A 20152-nucleotide genomic window follows, 5' to 3' on the forward strand; every position below is an offset into this window, starting at 1 on the left:
CAGGGACAACGCTGTTACCGTGCCCGATTGCGGTGAGCGTCGGAAGCTCCGGTCGTCGCAGAGGCAAGACCGGACAAGGCAGTGAATCGTTCGGCACGGTGAACCCGCTTCAGCGCCCGTTCAGGCAGGGGGCAGGTCCCACCCGCGTCCGGCGGCGGCCACAATCGGTCGGTACACAGGCTGTGGATAACTTGTGGATGACCACCGGTCGATCGTCCGGGTGGGTGTTGTTCCACCCGCGAACGCGGCGGGCCCGGGACGGCCGGCTGGCAGACAGCGGCGGCCGGGAGCAGAGGCGAGGGGGTGGCACGACGGTGGCCGGTACGACCGACCTTGCCGCAGTGTGGTTAGCGGCGACCGACGAGCTAGCCGACGAGATCATCTCTGCCCAGCAGCGTGCCTATCTCCGGCTGACCCGGCTGCGAGCGATCGTCGAGGACACCGCACTGCTGTCCGTGCCGGACGCGTTCACCCGTGACGTGATCGAGTCGCGGCTGCGCCCGGCGATCACCGAGGCGCTCACCCGCCGGCTCGGCCGACCGATCCAGGTCGCGGTCACCGTCCGGGTGGCGGAGGACGCCACCGGCCGACCGGCCGGCACCGTCTACCGCAGCGCCCCGGACGCCGGCCCGATCGGCATCGACGGCCCCGGTGCCGCGCCGCTCGACGACGACCAGGGCGCTCGACCGTCCGCCGACGCGCTGATCCCGGAGCAGTCACCGACGCCGCGTACGCCCGATACGGTGGCGCCACCCGCGCCGGCGGGTCCGCCGCTCGCGCCGACCGTCGACGGGCATCGCTCGGGGCTGATCCCGGCCAGCAGGGACGGGCAGGAGGCGTTGTTCAGCACCGCCTTCGCCGAACCCATGCGGTCGCCCCGGCCGGGGCCGGACCGGCGCGGTTACGACGAGCAGGCCGCCCGCCTCGACCCGCCGGGCCCGGACACCCGGCCCTACGAGCCCCGCTATCGGGAAGACTCGGCGTCGCCGCGCGACCAGCACGTGATCCGCGCGCTCCCCCGGGACAGCGGCACGGACAGCGGGCCGGGCCGCAGCGCGGTGGACCATCGGACCGGTGGCCGCGACGACCGCCGGTTGCCCGGTACCGACACCGGCGGTAACCGGCTCAATCCGAAGTACATGTTTGAGACGTTCGTCATCGGTTCGTCCAACCGCTTCGCCCACGCCGCGAGTGTGGCGGTGGCGGAGTCACCGGCCAAGGCGTACAACCCGCTGTTCATCTACGGGCACTCGGGGCTGGGCAAGACCCACCTGCTGCACGCCATCGGGCACTACGCCACCACGCTCGGCAACGCCCGCTCGGTCCGCTACGTCTCGACCGAGGAATTCACCAACGACTTCATCAACTCGCTCCGGGACGACAAGACCAGCGCGTTCCAGCGGCGCTACCGCGACGTCGACATCCTGTTGATCGACGACATCCAGTTCCTGGAGAACCGCGAGCGCACCCAGGAGGAGTTCTTCCACACGTTCAACACCCTGCACAACGCCAACAAGCAGATCGTGATCACCTCCGACCGGTCGCCGCGTCAGCTGGCCACGCTGGAGGACCGGATGCGAACCCGGTTCGAGTGGGGGCTGCTGGCCGACATCCAGCCACCGGACCTGGAGACCCGAATCGCGATCCTGCAGAAGAAGGCGGCGCAGGAGCGGATGTACGCCCCGCCGGACGTGTTGGAGTTCATCGCCTCCCGGGTGTCGAACTCGATTCGGGAGCTGGAGGGCGCGCTGATCCGGGTGACCGCGTTCGCCAGCCTGACCCGGTCGACCGTCGAGCTGTCGCTGGCCGAGGAGGTGCTGCGGGACTTCATGCCCGACGGCGCCGGCCCGGAGATCAACGCCGACCAGATCATGGCCTCGACCGCCGACTACTTCGGGGTGAGCCTGGAGGACCTGCGCGGCCAGTCGAGGTCCAGGGTGCTCGTCAACGCCCGCCAGGTGGCCATGTACCTGTGTCGGGAGTTGACCGAGCTGTCGCTGCCCCGGATCGGGCAGGCGTTCGGCGGCCGGGACCACACCACGGTGATGCACGCCGACCGCAAGATCCGGCAGCAGATGGCGGAGCGCCGCTCGCTGTACAACCAGATTGCCGAGCTGACCAACCGGATCAAGCAGAACAGCTGAGGGGTACGCCCGCCGTCGCGGCGGCGCACAGCCCGGGACACGCCCGGCCGGATCTCCGGCCGGGCGTTCTTTTTCGTCCGACAGCTGGACTCTCGACATGGTGGAGACCACAGCATCGAGGCCGTGACCGCCTCGACTTCCACTCGTTGTCCACAGCTCGTTATCCACCGTCGGTGGATAACTACGATCCGTCCTTCGCCGGTTACCCACAGGCTGTGGAGAAACCCTGTGTACGAGGCTGTGGACGCCTGGGGACGACGGTCACGTTATCCACCGATCACGATCAACCTGTGCACGAGCTGTTGAAGGTTCTGGGGATGACGGCAATGGTGATCTTCCCCGCGATCCACAGGCTTGGGGAGAAAGTCGGTGGATTACCGGTGGACAACCGGTGGACAACGGTGGACAACCGGCCGCCGCGGGCGGGCTGTGGACACCCAAGCCGGTTGTACCCCCGGTTCTCCACAGCTAAATCACCGGTGGATAACCTGCCTGAGCTGCGGAGACCCGGCTTTTCCACAGTTTGCACAGGTGCGATGAAGACGATGAGTTATCTCTTCTAAGAGAACAAAAACCAATCATCACCGTTGGGCTTTCTGTGGATCGGGCCGAGCGCCACCGGATCAGCCGGTAAGCACCGACACGATCCATGGGGTCGGGCGCACAGCCGATGCCCCCGCGCCCTAAGGTGCGATGGGTACCCGCACGGTCGGGCGGGACGGTAGGCAGCGGTCGGCATGAGAGAGTTGTCGCTGACGTCGACGCGGAGGCATTGATGAAGTTCCGAGTGGAGCGCGACGCGCTCGCCGAGGCCGTGGCGTGGACCGCGAAGAGCCTGCCCAACCGGCCATCCGTACCGGTGCTCGCCGGGGTGATGCTCCGTGTCACCGACGGCAACCTGCGGGTTTCCGGGTTCGACTACGAGGTCTCCAGCCAGGTGACCGTTGAGGTGCAGGGCGACGCCGACGGTGCCGCGCTCGTCTCCGGCCGCCTGCTCGCCGAGATCACCAAGGCGCTGCCGGCCAAGCCGGTCGACATCGCCGCGGTCGGCGCCCACCTCGAGTTGGTCTGCGGCAGCGCCCGGTTCACCCTGCCCACCATGCCGGTGGAGGACTACCCCGCGCTGCCCGAGATGCCACAGAGCGCCGGCACTGTCGACGCCGCCGCGTTCGCCACCGCGGTGTCCCAGGTGGCCATCGCGGCCGGTCGCGACGAGACGTTGCCGATGATGACCGGCGTCCGCGTCGAGCTGTCCGGCGACACGCTGTCGATGCTCGCCACCGACCGTTACCGGTTGGCGCTGCGCGAGATCCAGTGGCGGCCGGACGACCCCGAGGTGAGCATCAACGCCCTGGTGCCGGCCCGCACCCTGCACGACACCGCCAAGGCCCTCGGCCCGCTGGGCGGCGAGGTCACCCTCGCCCTCGCCCAGGGCGCGGCCGGCGAGGGCATGGTCGGTCTCGCCGGGGGCACCCGACGCACCACCAGCCGCCTGCTCGACGGCGCGAACTACCCGCCGGTGCGTTCGCTCTTCCCGGCCTCCCACAACGCCGCGGCCCGGGTGCCGGTCAGCACGTTGATCGAGGTGGTCAAGCGGGTCGCGCTGGTCGCCGAGCGGACCACTCCGGTGCTGCTCAGCTTCAGCGCCGACGGCCTGGTGGTCGAGGCCGGCGGCTCCGAGGAGGCACGGGCCAGCGAGGCGATGGAGGCCACCTTCACCGGTGACCCGCTGACCATCGGCTTCAACCCGCAGTACCTCATCGACGGTCTGGCAAACCTGGGCGCCCAGACGGCCGTGCTCTCGTTCGTCGACGCCTTCAAGCCCGCGGTGATCTCACCCGCCGGCGAGGATGGCGAGGTCATTCCGGGGTACCGGTACCTCATCATGCCGATCCGCGTCTCGCGCTGATCGCGCCCAGCAACACCCAGATCCACGGAGGTAGAAACACATGCAGCTCGGCCTAGTAGGACTCGGCCGTATGGGCGGCAACATGCGGGAGCGGTTGCGTTCGGCCGGGCACGAGGTGGTCGGCTTCGACCACAACGCGCAGATCAGCGACGTCACGACCCTCGCGGGCCTGGCGGAGAAGCTTGAGTCCCCGCGCGCGGTCTGGGTCATGGTGCCCGCCGGTGTCACCGATGCCACCATCGACGAGCTCGCCGAGGTGCTCGGCGAGGGCGACATCATCATCGACGGCGGCAACTCGCGCTTCAGCGACGACGCCCCCCGCGCCGAGCGGCTCAACCAGCGGGGCATCGGCTACCTGGACGTCGGGGTCTCCGGCGGTGTCTGGGGCCGGCAGAACGGCTACGGGCTGATGGTCGGCGGCGCCCAGGAGCACGTGGACCGGCTGATGCCGATCTTCAACGCGCTCAAGCCGGAGGGCGAGTTCGGCTTCGTGCACGCCGGTCCGGTCGGTGCCGGGCACTACTCGAAGATGGTGCACAACGGCATCGAGTACGGCCTGATGCACGCCTACGCCGAGGGCTACGAGCTGATGGCCGCCTCGGAGCTGGTGACCAACGTGCCGGGCGTCATCAAGTCCTGGCGGGAGGGCACGGTCGTCCGTTCCTGGCTGCTCGACCTGCTGGACCGCGCGCTCGACGAGGACCCGGAGCTGGCCGACCTGAGCGGCTACACGGAGGACACCGGCGAGGGCCGGTGGACGGTCGACGAGGCGGTCCGGCTGGCCGTACCGCTGAACGTCATCACCGCGTCGCTCTTCGCCCGGTTCCAGTCGCGGCAGGACGACTCACCCGCCATGAAGGCCGTCTCCGCGCTGCGTCAGCAGTTCGGCGGCCACGCCGTCCACAAGCGCTGAGCGGTATCCACAACCTGTGTACGTTCACCGGCTGGAACTGGTCGACTTCCGCTCCTACGAGCGGGTGGCCGTCGACCTCCAGCCGGGGGCGAACGTCCTGATCGGGGCCAACGGCGTCGGCAAGACCAACCTCGTCGAGGCGCTGGGCTACGTGGCGACCCTGGACTCGCACCGGGTCGCCACCGACGCGCCGCTGGTCCGGATGGGCGCCACGTCCGCGGTGATCCGCTGCGCGGTGGTGCACGACGGCCGGGAGCTTCTGGTCGAGCTGGAGATCGTGCCCGGCAAGGCCAACCGGGCCCGACTGGGCCGCTCGCCGGCGCGGCGGGCCCGGGACGTGCTCGGGGCGCTACGGCTCGTGCTCTTCGCTCCGGAGGACCTGGAGTTGGTCCGCGGCGACCCGGCCGAGCGGCGCCGCTACCTGGACGATCTGCTGGTCAACCGCCAACCCCGGTACGCGGGCGTGCGGGCCGACTACGAGCGGGTCGTCAAGCAGCGCAACGCCCTGCTGCGCACCGCGTACCTGGCCCGCAAGACCGGCGGGTCACGCGGTGGCGACCTCGGCACCCTCGCCGTCTGGGACACCCACCTGGCCCAGCATGGCGCGGAGCTGCTCGCCGGCCGCCTGGAACTGGTGGCCGCGCTCACCCCGCACGTCGCCAAGGCGTACGACGCGGTGGCCGCCGGTCGGGGCGCGGCGAGCATCACTTATCGACCGTCGATCGAGCTCGCCGAGCCGACCACCGACCGGGCCGTGTTGGCCGAGGCGTTGACGGCGGCCCTGGCCTCGTCCCGCTCGGCCGAGATCGAACGGGGCACCACCCTGGTCGGCCCGCACCGCGACGAGTTGGCCCTCAGCCTCGGCCCACTGCCCGCCAAGGGGTACGCCAGCCACGGCGAGTCGTGGTCGTTCGCGCTGGCGCTGCGGCTGGCCGGGTACGACCTGTTGCGCGCCGACGGGATCGAACCGGTGCTGGTGCTCGACGACGTCTTCGCGGAGTTGGACACCGGCCGCCGGGAGCGGCTGGCGGAGCTGGTCGGTGGGGCGAGTCAGCTGCTGGTCACCTGCGCGGTGGACGACGACGTGCCGGCCGCCCTGCGCGGCACCCGCTATCAGGTCGGCGAAGGGACGGTACGCCGTGTCGGATGAGCCACGCGGCAAGAGGCCCGCGACCGGCGACGCCCCGTCGGCGCGTACCCCGAAGGCGGCGTCGGAGTCGACGGGCGGTGAGCCGGCGGCGGCCGCCAGCGGCCCGGAGCTGGCCCGGGCGGTGCTCGACGCGGCGCTGTCCCGGCGGCAGGCGGCGGCCCGTGCCCGGCGTGCCCCGGGCGGCGCGGACGCTGCCGGCGGCTCGGGGCGGCGGTTGCGTGGCTACTCCGGCCCGGGACCGGACCCGCGCGATCCGCAGCCACTCAGTGCCGTGCTGAACCGGCTGGTCAAGGCCCGTGGCTGGCAGCAGCCGGCGGCCGAGGCCACCGTGTTCGGTGCCTGGGAGCGGGTCGTCGGCGCGGAGGTGGCGCAGAACAGCCGCCCGGTGAAGCTGGAGAACGGCGAGCTGACCGTGGAGGCCCGCTCGACCGCCTGGGCCACCCAGCTGCGGCTGCTCGCCGGTTCGCTGCTGAAGCAGATCGCCAGCGAGGTCGGCCACAACGTGGTGCGCAAGCTGCACATCCACGGCCCGGCCGCGCCCTCGTGGGGCAAGGGGCCGCGCCGGGTGCGCGGCCGGGGCCCTCGCGACACCTACGGCTGATCGCTCGCTCACTGGCGCCGGTCGGGCCGCCAACCGACCGGCCGCCTCGAAGGCCGACGCGGCGGCTCAGGCGTCGGCGTAGACGGCGAACCCGCGCTCGGCGCAGCGCCGGTAGAACGCCGCCAGCACGCCCAGTTCGGCGCAGGTGAAGTTCCACTGCGGCGGGTCGCCGCGCTCGTCGCGCAGCGCGTCGAGCCGGCTCTCCAACCACCGCAGCTGCTGCTCGGCCAGCCTGCCGTCGCCGAGCAACGAGCGCAGCACGGTGCTCACCGACTCGAAGGTGACCGCCTCGCCGTACGCGCGGTGCCCGGCCACGAACCGCTCGATGCCGCTCGCGATCCAGGAGCAGCCGTCCGGATCGATCACCGGGTCCTCGTCCTCGGCGGCGGCGTCTGTGGCGTACAACACACCTTCGAGGCCGAGGAGCAGATCCACCAGCTCGGTGTACGCGGTCGCCCGGATGGTGCCGGTCTTGGCGATGAGCTCGGCCAGCGCCGCGGTCGGCGCGGAGATTCGTGGCAGGTCGACGATCTCGCCGAAGTCGACGAACTCGGCCGGCGCGACCGGATCGTAGAAGCGGCCGGTCCGCGGCCAGTGCACCGCGACGTTGTCCAGCCCCATCTGTCACCTCTTAAAGAGCACGTGTCGGGTCGATCGGGTCGATCGTCCCGGTTCCAGCCGGTAAAGATCAAGGCTGGTTCCGGGGCGCCGCAAACGTACGGCACGGACGCTCCGGCCGCGACCCCCGACCCGCCCGAGCGCGGGTCAACCCGTTCCGGGGCGGCGCGTGCGATGGGAGCCTGGCGTGTGGGGGGAGTCGCGGGCGACGGGGTTCTGCCGGCTACGGACTTCTCAGCCGCCTCTCTGAGGGTGCCGAGTGGTGGTTCTGTCCTCCGCGCACAGTAGGATTGACAGCGAGACGAAGACCCGGTGCGGGAGTGCGACGGGGCCGGTGGCCCCGATTCATTCTCCACGTCGGGTCGAGCCGATCGCGATCCGCGGGCAACCGCGGCGACCGGCGCGTTCGACCCGCTGTCCGGAGGTCTCCGGCACCGGTCCGCGCGCCGACGTCGCGTCCTGTCCGCCGAACCCGCGCCCGACGCGCCCTACCGGCGCGGCTGACGCGAGAAAGTGGCCGAGGGTGGCAGCGCAGGACAAGCAGGAGTACGGCGCAGAGTCGATCACCGTTCTCGAGGGGCTGGAGGCCGTTCGCAAGCGGCCCGGTATGTACATCGGGTCCACCGGCGAGCGCGGTCTGCACCACCTCGTCTGGGAGGTCGTCGACAACGCGGTGGACGAGGCGCTGGCCGGATACTGCGACACCATCGACGTGGTGCTGCTCGCCGACGGCGGCGTCCGGGTCACCGACAACGGCCGTGGTTTCCCGGTCGACCTCCACCCGAAGCTCAAGAAGCCGGGTGTCGAGGTCGCGCTGACCGTGCTGCACGCCGGCGGCAAGTTCGACGGCAAGGCGTACGCGGTCTCCGGCGGTCTGCACGGCGTCGGCGTGTCCGTGGTGAACGCGCTCTCCACCCGGATGGCCGTCGAGATCCACAAGTCCGGCTTCGTCTGGCGGCAGCAGTACAACAACTCCAAGCCCGGCCCGCTGGACAAGGGCGAGACCACCGACCGCAGCGGCTCGGCGGTCTCCTTCTGGCCCGACCCCGACGTCTTCGAGACCGTCGACTTCGACTTCCAGACCATCTACCGGCGTCTGCAGGAGATGGCCTTCCTCAACCGCGCCCTGCGCATCCACCTGCTCGACGAGCGGGTGGCCGAGGAGGAGGACGGCCGGCAGCGCGAAGTCACCTTCTACTACGAGGGCGGCATCGCCGACTTCGTCCGGCACCTCAACGCCTCGAAGAACCCGATCCACAAGACCGTGGTCGAGTTCGGCGCCGAGGAGGAGGGCATGTCGGTCGAGATCGCCATGCAGTGGAACGAGTCGTACGGCGAGTCGGTCTACACCTTCGCCAACACGATCAACACGCACGAGGGCGGCACCCACGAGGAGGGCTTCCGGTCCGCGCTGACCAGCGTGGTCAACCGGTACGGCACCGACAAGAAGCTGCTCAAGGGCGACGAGAAGCTCTCCGGCGAGGACATTCGTGAGGGCCTCGCGGCGATCATCTCGGTGAAGTTGGCCAACCCGCAGTTCGAGGGTCAGACCAAGACCAAGCTGGGCAACACCCCGGTGAAGAGCTTCGTACAGCGGGTCTGCAACGAGTGGCTGGTCGACTGGTTCGACCGTAACCCGGCCGAGGCCAAGATGATCATCACGAAGGCGTCGCAGGCCGCGCGGGCCCGGATCGCCGCGCAGCAGGCGCGCAAGCTGGCCCGGCGCAAGTCGCTGCTGGAGTCCGGCTCGATGCCGGGCAAGCTGGCCGACTGCCAGTCGACCGACCCGCGCGAGTCCGAGGTGTTCATCGTCGAGGGTGACTCGGCCGGCGGCTCGGCCAAGCAGGGCCGTGACCCACGGACGCAGGCGATCCTGCCGATCCGCGGCAAGATCCTCAACGTGGAGAAGGCCCGGATCGACCGGGTCCTCAAGAACAACGAGGTCCAGGCGCTGATCACCGCGCTGGGCACCGGCATCCACGACGACTTCGACATGGAGAAGCTGCGTTACCACAAGGTGGTGCTGATGGCCGACGCGGACGTCGACGGCCAGCACATCCAGACGCTGCTGCTCACCCTGCTGTTCCGCTTCATGCGTCCACTCGTCGAGCTGGGGCACGTCTACCTGGCCGCTCCGCCGCTCTACAAGATCAAGTGGAACAAGAAGGGCGACGACGCGCAGTACGCGTACTCCGACCGGGAGCGGGACGGGCTGATCGCGCTGCGCCAGCAGAAGAAGCCGAACGCCAAGCCGGACGACATCCAGCGGTTCAAGGGCCTCGGCGAGATGAACTATCCCGAGCTGTGGGAAACCACCATGAACCCGGCGACGCGTACCCTGCGTCAGGTCACTCTCGACGACGCGGCGACTGCCGACGAGTTGTTCAGTGTGCTGATGGGTGAGGACGTCGAGGCGCGCCGGTCGTTCATCCAGCGCAACGCCAAGGACGTGCGGTTCCTGGACATCTGACGGGCTGCGGTGGCTCGGCTCGGCGCTGCCGGGCCGAGCCACCGGTCCACAGAGTTATCCACAGCTTGGCCGGTATCCACAGCCGTTATCCACAGCACGAAAACGACTCTGAGTCTGATAAGGGTATACAGTGACCGATTCTCCCGAGTCCACACCGAACGAGCCTGAGGTCCCCGCCGAGGCCATCGCCGCGGTGGTCGCGCACGACCGGATCGAACCGGTCGGGCTCGAGGTGGAGATGCAGCGCTCCTACCTCGACTACGCGATGAGCGTCATCGTCGGTCGCGCGCTGCCGGACGTCCGGGACGGCCTCAAGCCGGTCCACCGCAAGATTCTCTACGCCATGTTCGACTCCGGCTACCGTCCGGACCGCGGCTACGTGAAGTGCTCCCGGGTCGTCGGCGACGTGATGGGTCAGTTCCACCCGCACGGCGACTCGGCGATCTACGACGCGCTGGTCCGGATGGCGCAGCCCTGGTCGCTGCGCTACCCGCTGGTCGACGGCAACGGCAACTTCGGCTCGCCGGGTAACGACCCGGCCGCGGCCATGCGATACACCGAGTGCAAGCTCGACCCCCTCGCCATGGAGATGCTGCGGGACATCGACGAGGACACCGTCGACCTGCAGGACAACTACGACGGCCGGGCCAAGGAGCCCACGATCCTGCCGTCGCGGATCCCCAACCTGCTGGTGAACGGCTCCGAGGGCATCGCGGTCGGCATGGCCACCAAGATTCCGCCGCACAACCTGCGGGAGATCGGCGCGGCGGTGCAGTGGTGCCTGGAGCACCCGGATGAGGACGAGGAGACCACCCTCGAAGCCCTGATCGGCATCGTCAAGGGTCCGGACTTCCCGACCCACGGCCTGATCGTCGGCACCACCGCCATCCAGGACGCGTACCGCACGGGTCGTGGCTCGATCCGGATGCGCGCCGTGGTGGAGGTCGAGGAGGACAAGCGGGGTCGCCCCTGCCTGGTCGTCAGCGAGCTGCCCTACCAGGTCAACCCGGACAATCTCGCCGAGCGGATCGCCGAGCTGATCAAGGAGGGCAAGCTCGCCGGGATCGCCGACATCCGCGACGAGTCCTCCGGGCGCACCGGTATGCGGATCGTGCTGGTGCTCAAGCGCGACGCGGTCGCGAAGGTCGTGCTGAACAACCTCTACAAGCACACCCAGCTCCAGGAGACCTTCGGCGCCAACATGCTGGCGCTCGTCGACGGGGTGCCGCGCACGCTCAACCTGGCCCAGTTCATCCGCTACTACGTCGAGCACCAGATCGACGTGATTCGCCGGCGGACCGCGTTCCGGCTGCGTAAGGCCGAGGAGCGGGCGCACATCCTGCGCGGTCTGGGCAAGGCGCTGGACGCCTTGGACGAGGTGATCGCGCTGATCCGGCGGTCGCCGACGGTGGACGACGCCCGGCAGGGCCTGATCCGGCTGCTGGAGATCGACGAGATCCAGGCGACCGCGATCCTGGACATGCAGCTGCGCCGGCTCGCCGCGTTGGAGCGGCAGCGGATCGTGGACGACCTGGCCAAGCTCGAGCTGGAGATCGCCGACCTCAAGGACATCCTCGCCAAGCCCGAGCGGCAGCGGAAGATCGTCTCCGAGGAGCTGGGCGAGATCGTCGCCAAGTGGGGCGACGACCGCCGGACGCAGATCATCCCGTTCGACGGCGAGGTCTCGATGGAGGACCTCATCGCCCGCGAGGACGTGGTCGTCACGATCACCCGGACCGGGTACGCCAAGCGGACCAAGGTCGATCTGTACCGCTCGCAGCGGCGCGGCGGGAAGGGCGTCAGCGGCGCCACGCTGCGGCAGGACGACATCGTCAGCCACTTCTTCGTCTGCTCGACCCACGACTGGATCCTGTTCTTCACGAACAAGGGCCGCGTCTACCGGGCCAAGGCGTACGAGTTGCCGGAGGCCAGTAGGGTAGCCAAGGGCCAACACGTGGCCAACCTGCTCGCCTTCCTACCCGACGAGCAGATAGCGCAGATCATTGAGATCCCGAACTACCAGGTAGCCCCCTATCTGGTACTGGCCACGAAGAACGGCCTGGTGAAGAAGACGCGGCTCGAGGAGTTCGACTCCAACCGTTCCGGCGGCATCATCGCGATCAACCTGCGCGATGAGGATGAGCTGGTCGGTGCTGCGCTGGTTGCGCCGGAGAACGACCTGCTGCTGGTCTCCAAGAAGGCACAGGCGATCCGGTTCAATGCCTCGGACGAGGCGTTGCGGCCGATGGGCCGGGCCACCTCGGGCGTGATCGGCATGCGCTTCACGGACGACGACGTCCTGCTGGCCATGGAGGTCGTCCGGGAAGGTTTGGACGTTCTGGTGGCCACGAACGGGGGATACGCGAAGCGCACCCCGATCGAGGAATACCCGGTGCAGGGCCGGGGAGGTAAGGGCGTGTTGACTGCAAAGATCACCGAACGGCGCGGTGGTCTGGTTGGCGCGGTGGTGATCGATCCGGACGACGAGCTGTTCGCGATCACCAGCAACGGTGGTGTCATTCGGACTCCGGTGAAGCCTGTACGCCGTACGCGTGACCGGAACACAATGGGGGTCAAGCTGATGGACCTCCCGGACGGCGTGACTATCGTGGCGATTGCTCGCAATGCCGACGAGCCTGACGAACAGGACTAGTTGAATGACGGAGACACAGGCGAAGTCGGGGAACACGGGGACCTCGGCCAACCCGGTCGACGAGGAGGCCGCCAAGGGCGGCACACCAGCGACCGGCCGCGCGGCCGTGGGCCGGGCGACGGTCCCCGCCGATGCGCCTGCCCCGAAGTTCACACGGGCTCCAGGTATGACACCCCCGCCGGAGCAGCCCGGCGAGGACGGCGGGTCGGGCGACCAGACCGAGGCGGCCAGTCCCGAGGCGCCGACATCGGCCACCGCCGCAGCGTCGGCTCCGACGGCGGCGCCGTCGGCCCGTCCGGCGACCACCCAGCCGATCGGTGTCCGACCCGGCCAGGCGGCGTCCACCGGGTCCACCGGCACCCAGCCGCGGATCACACCGGGCATGACCCAGCCGGAGGCGGGGCGTACCGGCACCGCGCCGGGCCGCCCGGCCAGCGGCGGTGGCCTGCCACCGGGGATCGGCAACGCGTCCGCCGTCGGTGCCGCCCGCGTCGGTGACGCGGTGCGTGCGGCACGTACGTCGGTCAGCTCGGCCGCGTCCCGCGGGCCGCGCCGGGCCCGCCTGAACCTGAAGCGGATCGACCCGTGGTCCGTGATGAAGTTCGCGTTCGCGGTCTCCGTGGTGCTCTTCATCGTCCTGGTGGTCGCCACCTCGGTGCTCTACCTGGCGCTGGACGCGATGGGTGTGTTCCAGAGCGTCAACGAGAGCCTGAGTGACCTGGTCAATGCCGGCGGTGGCCAGAGCACCAGCGGCTTCCAGATCACCGCCAAGGGCGTGATCCTCAGCTCGGCGCTGATCGGCCTGGTCAACGTGGTGCTGTTCACCGCGCTGGCCACGCTGGGAGCGTTCGTCTACAACGTCTGCGCGGACCTGGTCGGCGGCATCGAGCTGACCCTCGCCGAGCGGGACTGAGCGACCGGGACGCCGGAGCACCGTGGAATGCGGTGGCTCCGGCGTCCCGTACTCAGGTAGGTTTTGCCGGCGTCGACGGCCCGGCTCGCAGGTGCGGACCCCGATTTGGGTCCCGCCGAGCGGATGGGTTAATCTTGCTCGTCGCAACGCGGGGCTATAGCTCAGTCGGTTAGAGCGCAGAGCTGATAACTCTGAGGTCGATGGTTCGATTCCATCTAGCCCCACCGCATGTTCGTCCGACGGTAGTCGAGCTTGAGGGGTCGCCCCATGTTCAAGAAGCTGCTGATTCTGGCTGGCGTCGTCGGCGTGGCCGCCGTCGTGTTCAACAAGATCAAGGCGTCGAACGACGAGCGTGCCCTGTGGCACGAGGCGACCACCGCGCCCGACCTGCGCTGACGTTCGGGCCGGCGGCGATCGAATCGCCGCCACGGCCACCCACGGGGCCCTAGCTCAACTGGCAGAGCACTGCCTTTGCAAGGCAGGGGTTAGGGGTTCGAGTCCCCTGGGCTCCACCACACACAGCCTGTGAGCTGCACCGGAGCTAGGTTCGAGATCATCGGGCACAGATCCGGCACAGATCAGGAATGATCTTCCCTCGGTTGGCATCTACCGGCGGTGCGCCGCAGCCCGCAGGACATCACCGATGACACCGCGCCGCCGCTCTCGCCGAGGCCACCAGTGAACGTAGGTCTCCAAGGTGATCCGTAGCGTCTGGTGGCGGAGCAGCCGTTGCACGTCCTGTGGCTCGGCGTGATTGGTGATCAGCGTTGTAGCGAAGAAATGCCGCAGCGCGTGAAACCCTCCGTGCTTCTTGGGCCATCCCGCCTTGTCCCGCCACTTGACCCACTCGTTCGACCAGGTCCGGTCCGTGAACGGATTCCCTCGGGTGGTGGTGAACAGCAGCGGCACCGAGCGGCGGACCGGGTCACCCGAGGTGATGTCAACCATTTCGACCTCGACCGGTGGGAAATCGCGGACATGAGCGTCGAGGGCTTCCCGCACCGCCTGGTCCAGGTCCAGGGTTCCCGACGAACCGGCTTTGGGCAGGCAGAGGTAGAAGCCGCCGTAGCCCTGCGGGGAGTACCGGAGCTGTTGAGTGACGTGCAGCTCCTGGGCGTTCACGTCGATGCTCTTACCGTGCTCCATTCCCAGCATCTCGCCGAAGCGGCAACCTTGGCCGGCACCGAGCCAGATCGCAGCCCGATACCGGGCGGGTACCGCATCGAGGAGCGCCAACACCTCATGTTCTGTCGGCACCCACTTCGGCACACGGGACAGGCCACGGAGCACCTTCACGAGCTTCACGCCGTCGCACGGGTTGTCAGGGATCACCTTGTCGACGACAGCAGCCGCGAGGATGGCGTCAAGCAGCTCGAAGTACAGACGCAGTGACGATTTGGGGACGTCGTTGGCGAGCTGCGAGGTCAGCCACTCCAAGACGGTGGTCAGCGTGATCGAGCGAGGAGTCACCGACCCGAAGGCCGGGAACAGGTGACAACGCAAGTTCGACTCAACCCGTTTCCGGGTTTCCATTGCCCAACCGATCTCACGCGACAGCCGCCAGCGTTCGGCGTAGTTCTGGAAGGTCACCGACCGCTGAGCGCGGTCCACCTTTACGGCGTCGACGTTGCCGGTTCTGGCGTTGGCGTCGAAGTCCTTGGCGTCGGTCTGTCGGTCGAACAGCCGCTCACGGGTTTCGCCGGAGGCGTCCGAGTAGCGAACCCGCCAGCGTTTGCCGCGACCGTGCCGCTTCGAGGGCAGGCGCTTTCGATCCGGCCCCACTGCCTTCAGGTACCACAGGTCATCGACAGCCATGTCAGGCCGCCTTTCGGTCGAGCCAGTCCCGCACGTCGGCGGGGTCGTAACGGAGGTGACGGCCGACCCGGGAGGCACGAGGCCCGATCCGGCGGTAGCGCCACTGGTAGAGAGTCGCCACCGGTACGCCCAAGTAGGTGGACACGTCTTCCACCGTCCACAGCGGGTCGTTCGACCGGGGGGCCTTTGTTCCTTCCACGCTCACTGCTTCTCCTGTCTGGTCAGGCGGCGACCGGCACGGTGCCGGCGGGGGTGGTGCCGAGTTCGTGGGCGAGTTCTTCGCGACCGGCGGCGTGTCGGGCGCGGGCCATGGCGGCGGCGGTGTTGGCGAGCAGGGCGTCTCCGGTGGTGTGCCAGCCGACGCCGGCGAACGTGAGGGTGCCGACAATCAGGGTGGTGTCGTCGAGATGGTCGACGGCCCTGATGGGGTCGGTGACGTCCTGGTCCTGGTCGTCGTTGCGTCGGTAGGTGACGCGGGTGTCGCGCAGGAGTTGGAAGGTCACGGAGTAGCGGCGGGCTTTGGTGAGGAAGTGGCCGCCGAAGCCGAGCATGTGCGCCCAGCGGCGCAGCCGGGCGTAAGGGTTGCCCGTGGCTGGTTTCGTGGGTTCGGCGTCAAGGCTGGCTTGACGTTCGGCGACGCAGACGGGGCACGCGGCGTAGCGGGTGTGGGTGCCGCAGCCGGGGCACTCCCAGCGCTTCACGAAGCCGGGTGTGGGCCGGTGGTCCCGGGGCCGCTGCGAGAGCGGGATGGGTGTGCCGGTGGGTCGGCCGAGTCGCCAGCAGGCGTCGATGAGGCGGGCGGTGTGGTCGCCGTCGGGGTCGGCGTAGTCGCCGATGGTGTCGGCGTCGAGCCTGACTGAGCGGTGCCCGGTTACCTCGGTGCTCTTGGTGGCGTACTTGGCAAGGTAGCCCGCGACCATGCCGTCGGTGACCTCACCGCCGCCGGTCAGGCTGATGGGCCGGATGTCGAGGCCCTTGGACGGGTCACCCCACACGATCGGCCAGCCCTCGGGCCGGTCGGGATGGGTGGGGGTGGTGTAGCTGACCTGGGTGACGGCGTGGCGGATCGCGTCGTCGAGGTCGGCGGCAGTGAAGCCAGCCGGTGGTGGGATGACGGCGGTGGGGTCGGAGGGGTCGACGCCGTCGAGGCGCACCAGAGCGTGGAAGTGGACTGCGCCGCGTGCTTGAAACTCGGCAGCTTTGCCGTGGGACAGCCGGACCGGGGCGAGCGTGCGGACCTTGCCGGAGGGCGTGACCATTCGGGCCGGAGGGATGCCGCGTCGGCGGGCGAGTTGGGCAAGGTGGCGTTCCGCGGCTTGCTTGGTCCGCCGCCACAGTTCGCCTGCGAACACGTTCCAGACGACCTGGTGGTCGTGGTCGTAGCAGTCCAGGCACAGCGGCTGACCGAGCACATGGTCCCCGGGTTCGTGGCGCGCCCAGCACACGGCCGGACGACCGTGGGCGCAGAGGCCGGCAGTGGGGGCGGTGCTACGGCGGGCGTGGCAGGGGTCGGGGCGGCAGTCGCAGCGTTTGCGGTTGGTACAGGTGTGCCGCTTGACCGCGCGGACGTGCACGGGGCCGAAGGACGGTGCGGTGAAGGTGGCGAACGCGGCCGGGTGTCGGGAGACGGTTTCGGGGACGCCTTTGCCGCCGACGAGGCCGGCGCGCAGGAGTTGATAGGCGTCGCGTTGGTAGACGCCAGCGCAGGTAGGGCAGACGGTGGCGCGGCGGTTGCCGCACGCCTTGTAGATCGCGGCGTCGGGCATGGCGTCGGTGTGTCGGGCGTCGAGGAGTCGGCCGGTGGCGGGCTCGACGGTGAGGAGCTGCCCCGCGAGGCGAATCGGGCGGGTGCAGGCGGCGGCGGCGCGGACGTGTTCGAGCCAGCCGAAGTAGTCGGGTTGCTGGGAGCGCAGGAAGGCGGAGCCGGCGGCGGTGTAGCCGACGAAGGGGATGGTGTCGGCGTTCGAGCCCACACCCCGGGCCGAAGCGCGGGGTGTGAGGTCCAGCGTCGAGACCATCAGGCAGCCTCGGTGAGGTGCCGGTTGGTGATGGTGTGTTGAGTGACGATCAGCCGGCAGGCGCCGCACTGGCGGTCGGCCGGTTCGTGCCGGTGGCACGGAACAGTGGCGGTCGTGTCGCCGCAGCGGATCGTGACCGGGGTCCGGCAGGGACCACCGGGGATGACGTCGATGACGGTCCGTCGGGTGTCGTAGATGTGTGGCTCGGCGAAGGCCGGGCAGGTGTGGAAGGTGTAGTCGATGTCGACGACGTGGATGGTCATCGGGCACCACCTGTGACGGGGGTGCCGTTGACGGCCGGGGTGTGGCCGGTGATGGTGTGCAGCAGTTCCCGGGCGATGTCCGGGGTGACCGAGAGCAGGCCGGCGAGTTCATCGGTGGTGATGGGTCGGCCGGTGCTCTGTTCGTGGCGTCCGATGACGAACCGGGCGGTGGGCATCAGATGCGCCGGAACCTCGGGCCGGGTGGCCGGGATTGGGGTGAAGGCGGGTGCCGTGATGGCGGCCGGCGCAGGTGCCAGCGGGATGTCGACGACCGGAGCAGATGCCGGCAGGGTGTCGACAGCCGGCGTAGGAGCCGGGGTGGTGTCGACGGCCGGGGTGGTCGGCTCGGTGGCCGGTGTCGGTTCGGTGAGGTCATTGACGGCGGCGAGGAGGGCGGCGGCTTCGGCTTGGATGGCGGCGAAGTCGGGTCGGATACGTCCGGCGACGAGTTCGACGCCGATAACGAGGACGACGACCAGGGCGAAGACCAGGCGCAGGCCGAGGCTGCCTGGGGAGGCGAAGTTGATGGTGGCCGACAGCATCGCGGCGCAGGCGAAGACGACCATGGCTCCGCGTTTGGCGTCTTTGGCGATGCCGGAAGTGCGGACGACGGTCAGCATCGACACCATCGCGGCGTCGAAGATCAGCGGGACGAGGTAGGCGAAGTAGCCGGCGTTCTGGGTCCACAGGTAGTGGGCTTGGTGCAGGTAGCTGGTCAGCAGCGCACCGAGGAGAACGAAGCGGTTGTACCGCTTGATGGAGCTGATCGCCTTGAGCATCGTGGGTACGGCGTTGCGGGCGTACTCGGCGGCGAACTGCTCGGTGACCGCAGTCGGGTCAGTGCTCGACATGAGGAGTCACCTCCGGGGCCGGGATGGCGTCGAGGGGGATGAGGTCGACCACGCCGGAGCAGTGGGCGCACATGATGGGGACCAGGCCGAGGGCGGCGAGCTGCTCGCGGAAGCAGGGCAGGCAGGCGAAGTCGGCCGGGAACAGTCCGTCGCCCTCGCAGAGGGCGCAGGGACCGAGGCAGACGGGGCAGGGCTTGTAGACCGGGCCGAGGATGTCGTGGATGCCGGCGGGCGAGCTGCCCTCGATGCACCACAGGCAGGGGTCAGAGAGGTGGAAGCCCATTAGTCGCTCTCCTTTGGGTCTTCGGTGGAGGCGAGGTGGAAGGCGGCGAGGTGACAGGCCGGGCATGGCCGATCCGCGTCACGGAACTCGTCGACCTGCGGACCGTTGTCGAGGAGCGCCCAGAGCAGGCCAGTTCTGTAAGTGGTGGTGTCGGTCAAGTCCAGGCGGACTCTGATGACGCCGTCGCCGTAGCAGAGGGGGCAACGGTCGGGGTCAGCCGCGAGGCACCCGGTGCCGGTTTTCAGGGAGATGAAGATGGCGGCGGTGATGTCGACGAGGGGATCGGTGAAGGTGACGTACTCGTCGGTGAGCGTGGGCTGCCACTCCGGTTTTTTGGGCAGCAGGTGATAGATCGTCGATCCGTTCAGTGGGGAGAGGACGATGATGACCGCGCCGGTTTGCAAGGGATGGGTCACGACAGCGCTCCTTCGTGGCAGTCGAGGCATTCGCCATAGCGGCGGGGGATGTAGTAGGGCTTGACCTGGGCGCAGATCCGGCAGGTGCGACGGGCACGGAGTGCCTTGGCGATGGCCTCCCGCTGAGCAGGCGTGGCAGTGCGCTTCGGCGCGGCCAGGTCGAGGCGGTAGAGGTAGGCGACTCGCCGGTTGTTGCGGTGCCGCCAATAGATCTGCGCAATGGGGTTTTGGCCGTTGGGGCGAAGGCCGGCGGCGCGGAGCTGTCGCACGGTGGCCAGGCCGTCGAGTGCGCAGTGGTAGGGGAAGGTGGGGAACCCGTAGCGGGTGCCGAGCGGGTCGTAGAACTCGACCCGGATGCCGGTGCGATCGGCCAGGTTGTCGAGGTCGGCGCTGCGCAGGTCGGTCATGGCTTGTCTCCCCAGCGCTGCTGGGCGGCCTGCTTCGAGATTCCGAGTCGGGAACCGATCTCCGACCAGGAGTAGCCGAACGCGCGAAGGCCGATCACGGCCTCACCGATCGCGTCGTCGATGACCGACGACAGGGAGACGAGGTCGCGTAGTGCTTCGACATCGCCGGTGGCGACGCGGCGACCGTGAGCGCGGATGATCCGGCGGCCGAACGCGGCGAACTCGTCGTTCTCCACCACGTTGCGGCGCTTCTGACGAGGCACACGTGGCGTCAAGAGCTTCTTGACGGTGCTCATCGGTTCCCGCCCTCCTGGGTGTGGAGGGAGTCCCACCGGTCAGCGGCGGCATTGAGGGCGTGGATGACCTCGGCTGCGGTGCGCCCGGGGCGGTCGTTCCACTCGAACAGCTCGGTGGAGGTCTTGAGGCAGAGGAACTCCGCCAGTGCCCGCGAAGCGGCGTGGTAGTCGCGGCGCTCGGTCCGGTTGGCGGTGAAGGGGATGCAGGTGACGGTGCCGTAGGTGGCCATGCCGATAGCACCCGAGACGCAGGCTCGGGGGGTGAGGGCGTCGAAGACGACGGTGTAGTAGTCGCCCTGGGTCCAGCCGTGCCGCTGGAGGTAGAGGGCGGCCATCCGCAGCAGGTCGGCCGGTGTGACCTCTGCTGCGGTGGGTGGGTTGTGGGTAGCCTTCATGGCAGCCACGTCCTTTCGAAAGGGCTTGGTGGGAGGT

General features: G+C 69.1%; 20 protein-coding genes and 2 tRNA genes. 11 read left to right on the top strand and 11 right to left on the bottom strand.

Annotated features, from left to right (window positions below; all coding sequences use genetic code 11):
* Positions 1-197 precede the first annotated feature (197 nt).
* The 5 genes from dnaA (at position 198) to ACIBF8_RS14785 (ending at position 6717) form a co-directional block, all read left to right on the top strand.
* Entirely contained in the window at positions 198-2144 is a 1947-nt protein-coding gene (gene dnaA, locus ACIBF8_RS14765; RefSeq protein ID WP_396783325.1) for a chromosomal replication initiator protein DnaA, read from the top strand.
* A 775-nt stretch (positions 2145-2919) separates the two neighbouring features.
* The gene (gene dnaN / locus ACIBF8_RS14770; RefSeq protein WP_396783327.1) at positions 2920-4053 is read left to right on the top strand and encodes a DNA polymerase III subunit beta; all 1134 of its coding nucleotides are present in this window, start codon (positions 2920-2922) and stop codon (positions 4051-4053) included.
* A 40-nt stretch (positions 4054-4093) separates the two neighbouring features.
* Positions 4094-4966, top strand: a complete 873-nt coding sequence (gene gnd / locus ACIBF8_RS14775) for a phosphogluconate dehydrogenase (NAD(+)-dependent, decarboxylating) (protein ID WP_396783328.1) — start codon at positions 4094-4096, stop codon at positions 4964-4966.
* Positions 4967-4982: 16 nt separating this feature from the next.
* Complete coding sequence (gene recF / locus ACIBF8_RS14780) at positions 4983-6116, top strand: DNA replication/repair protein RecF (RefSeq protein ID WP_396783329.1); 1134 nt, start codon at positions 4983-4985, stop codon at positions 6114-6116.
* Positions 6106-6717 carry a DUF721 domain-containing protein gene (locus ACIBF8_RS14785; protein ID WP_396783331.1) on the top strand — a complete coding sequence of 204 codons (612 nt, stop codon included), beginning with the start codon at positions 6106-6108 and terminating at the stop codon, positions 6715-6717. Before recF ends, ACIBF8_RS14785 begins: the two co-directional genes overlap by 11 nt.
* A gap of 66 nt (positions 6718-6783) precedes the next feature.
* Here ACIBF8_RS14785 and ACIBF8_RS14790 read toward each other — a convergent pair whose 3' ends face one another.
* Positions 6784-7338 carry a hypothetical protein gene (locus tag ACIBF8_RS14790; protein ID WP_269681771.1) on the bottom strand — a complete coding sequence of 185 codons (555 nt, stop codon included), beginning with the start codon at positions 7336-7338 and terminating at the stop codon, positions 6784-6786.
* Between the two features lie 520 nt (positions 7339-7858).
* Here ACIBF8_RS14790 and gyrB point away from each other — a divergent pair.
* From gyrB to ACIBF8_RS14820, 6 genes are all read left to right on the top strand, one after another.
* The gene (gene gyrB / locus ACIBF8_RS14795; protein ID WP_396783332.1) at positions 7859-9805 is read left to right on the top strand and encodes a DNA topoisomerase (ATP-hydrolyzing) subunit B; all 1947 of its coding nucleotides are present in this window, start codon (positions 7859-7861) and stop codon (positions 9803-9805) included.
* Between the two features lie 130 nt (positions 9806-9935).
* A complete protein-coding gene (gene gyrA, locus ACIBF8_RS14800; RefSeq protein WP_396783333.1) occupies positions 9936-12458 on the top strand; it encodes a DNA gyrase subunit A in 2523 nt (840 codons plus the stop codon).
* Between the two features lie 4 nt (positions 12459-12462).
* Positions 12463-13371: a DUF3566 domain-containing protein gene (locus tag ACIBF8_RS14805; protein ID WP_396783334.1), complete on the top strand. Its 909-nt coding sequence runs from the start codon at positions 12463-12465 to the stop codon at positions 13369-13371.
* A gap of 150 nt (positions 13372-13521) precedes the next feature.
* A tRNA-Ile gene (locus tag ACIBF8_RS14810) sits at positions 13522-13595 on the top strand.
* 43 nt (positions 13596-13638) lie between these two features.
* Positions 13639-13767, top strand: coding sequence for a DLW-39 family protein (locus tag ACIBF8_RS14815; protein WP_209444550.1), 129 nt, complete (start codon positions 13639-13641; stop codon positions 13765-13767).
* Between the two features lie 43 nt (positions 13768-13810).
* A tRNA-Ala gene (locus ACIBF8_RS14820) sits at positions 13811-13886 on the top strand.
* A gap of 91 nt (positions 13887-13977) precedes the next feature.
* Here ACIBF8_RS14820 and ACIBF8_RS14825 read toward each other — a convergent pair.
* Genes ACIBF8_RS14825 through ACIBF8_RS14870 form a run of 10 tightly spaced genes read right to left on the bottom strand, consistent with a single transcriptional unit; the run spans position 13978 to position 20115 of the window.
* Positions 13978-15186 carry a tyrosine-type recombinase/integrase gene (locus tag ACIBF8_RS14825; protein WP_396783335.1) on the bottom strand — a complete coding sequence of 403 codons (1209 nt, stop codon included), beginning with the start codon at positions 15184-15186 and terminating at the stop codon, positions 13978-13980.
* A gap of 1 nt (position 15187) precedes the next feature.
* Positions 15188-15349 carry a helix-turn-helix domain-containing protein gene (locus ACIBF8_RS14830; RefSeq protein WP_396783760.1) on the bottom strand — a complete coding sequence of 54 codons (162 nt, stop codon included), beginning with the start codon at positions 15347-15349 and terminating at the stop codon, positions 15188-15190.
* A gap of 58 nt (positions 15350-15407) precedes the next feature.
* Positions 15408-17204: a replication initiator gene (locus ACIBF8_RS14835; protein ID WP_396783336.1), complete on the bottom strand. Its 1797-nt coding sequence runs from the start codon at positions 17202-17204 to the stop codon at positions 15408-15410.
* Positions 17204-17467 (bottom strand): hypothetical protein, encoded by a 264-nt coding sequence (locus tag ACIBF8_RS14840; RefSeq protein ID WP_396783337.1) that lies wholly within the window; start codon positions 17465-17467, stop codon positions 17204-17206. The genes ACIBF8_RS14835 and ACIBF8_RS14840 overlap by 1 nt, the downstream gene beginning before the upstream one ends.
* Entirely contained in the window at positions 17464-18318 is an 855-nt protein-coding gene (locus tag ACIBF8_RS14845) for a DUF2637 domain-containing protein (RefSeq protein WP_396783338.1), read from the bottom strand. The genes ACIBF8_RS14840 and ACIBF8_RS14845 overlap by 4 nt, the downstream gene beginning before the upstream one ends.
* Complete coding sequence (locus ACIBF8_RS14850) at positions 18305-18601, bottom strand: hypothetical protein (RefSeq protein WP_396783340.1); 297 nt, start codon at positions 18599-18601, stop codon at positions 18305-18307. The genes ACIBF8_RS14845 and ACIBF8_RS14850 overlap by 14 nt, the downstream gene beginning before the upstream one ends.
* Entirely contained in the window at positions 18601-19017 is a 417-nt protein-coding gene (locus ACIBF8_RS14855) for a hypothetical protein (protein ID WP_396783342.1), read from the bottom strand. The genes ACIBF8_RS14850 and ACIBF8_RS14855 overlap by 1 nt, the downstream gene beginning before the upstream one ends.
* Complete coding sequence (locus tag ACIBF8_RS14860; RefSeq protein WP_396783344.1) at positions 19014-19424, bottom strand: RRQRL motif-containing zinc-binding protein; 411 nt, start codon at positions 19422-19424, stop codon at positions 19014-19016. The genes ACIBF8_RS14855 and ACIBF8_RS14860 overlap by 4 nt, the downstream gene beginning before the upstream one ends.
* Entirely contained in the window at positions 19421-19720 is a 300-nt protein-coding gene (locus ACIBF8_RS14865) for a hypothetical protein (RefSeq protein WP_396783346.1), read from the bottom strand. Before ACIBF8_RS14865 ends, ACIBF8_RS14860 begins: the two co-directional genes overlap by 4 nt.
* Complete coding sequence (locus tag ACIBF8_RS14870) at positions 19717-20115, bottom strand: hypothetical protein (protein WP_396783347.1); 399 nt, start codon at positions 20113-20115, stop codon at positions 19717-19719. The genes ACIBF8_RS14865 and ACIBF8_RS14870 overlap by 4 nt, the downstream gene beginning before the upstream one ends.
* Positions 20116-20152: the final 37 nt, after the last annotated feature.

The organism is Micromonospora sp. NPDC050276 (assembly GCF_044459545.1).
Classification (GTDB): Bacteria; Actinomycetota; Actinomycetes; order Mycobacteriales; family Micromonosporaceae; genus Micromonospora.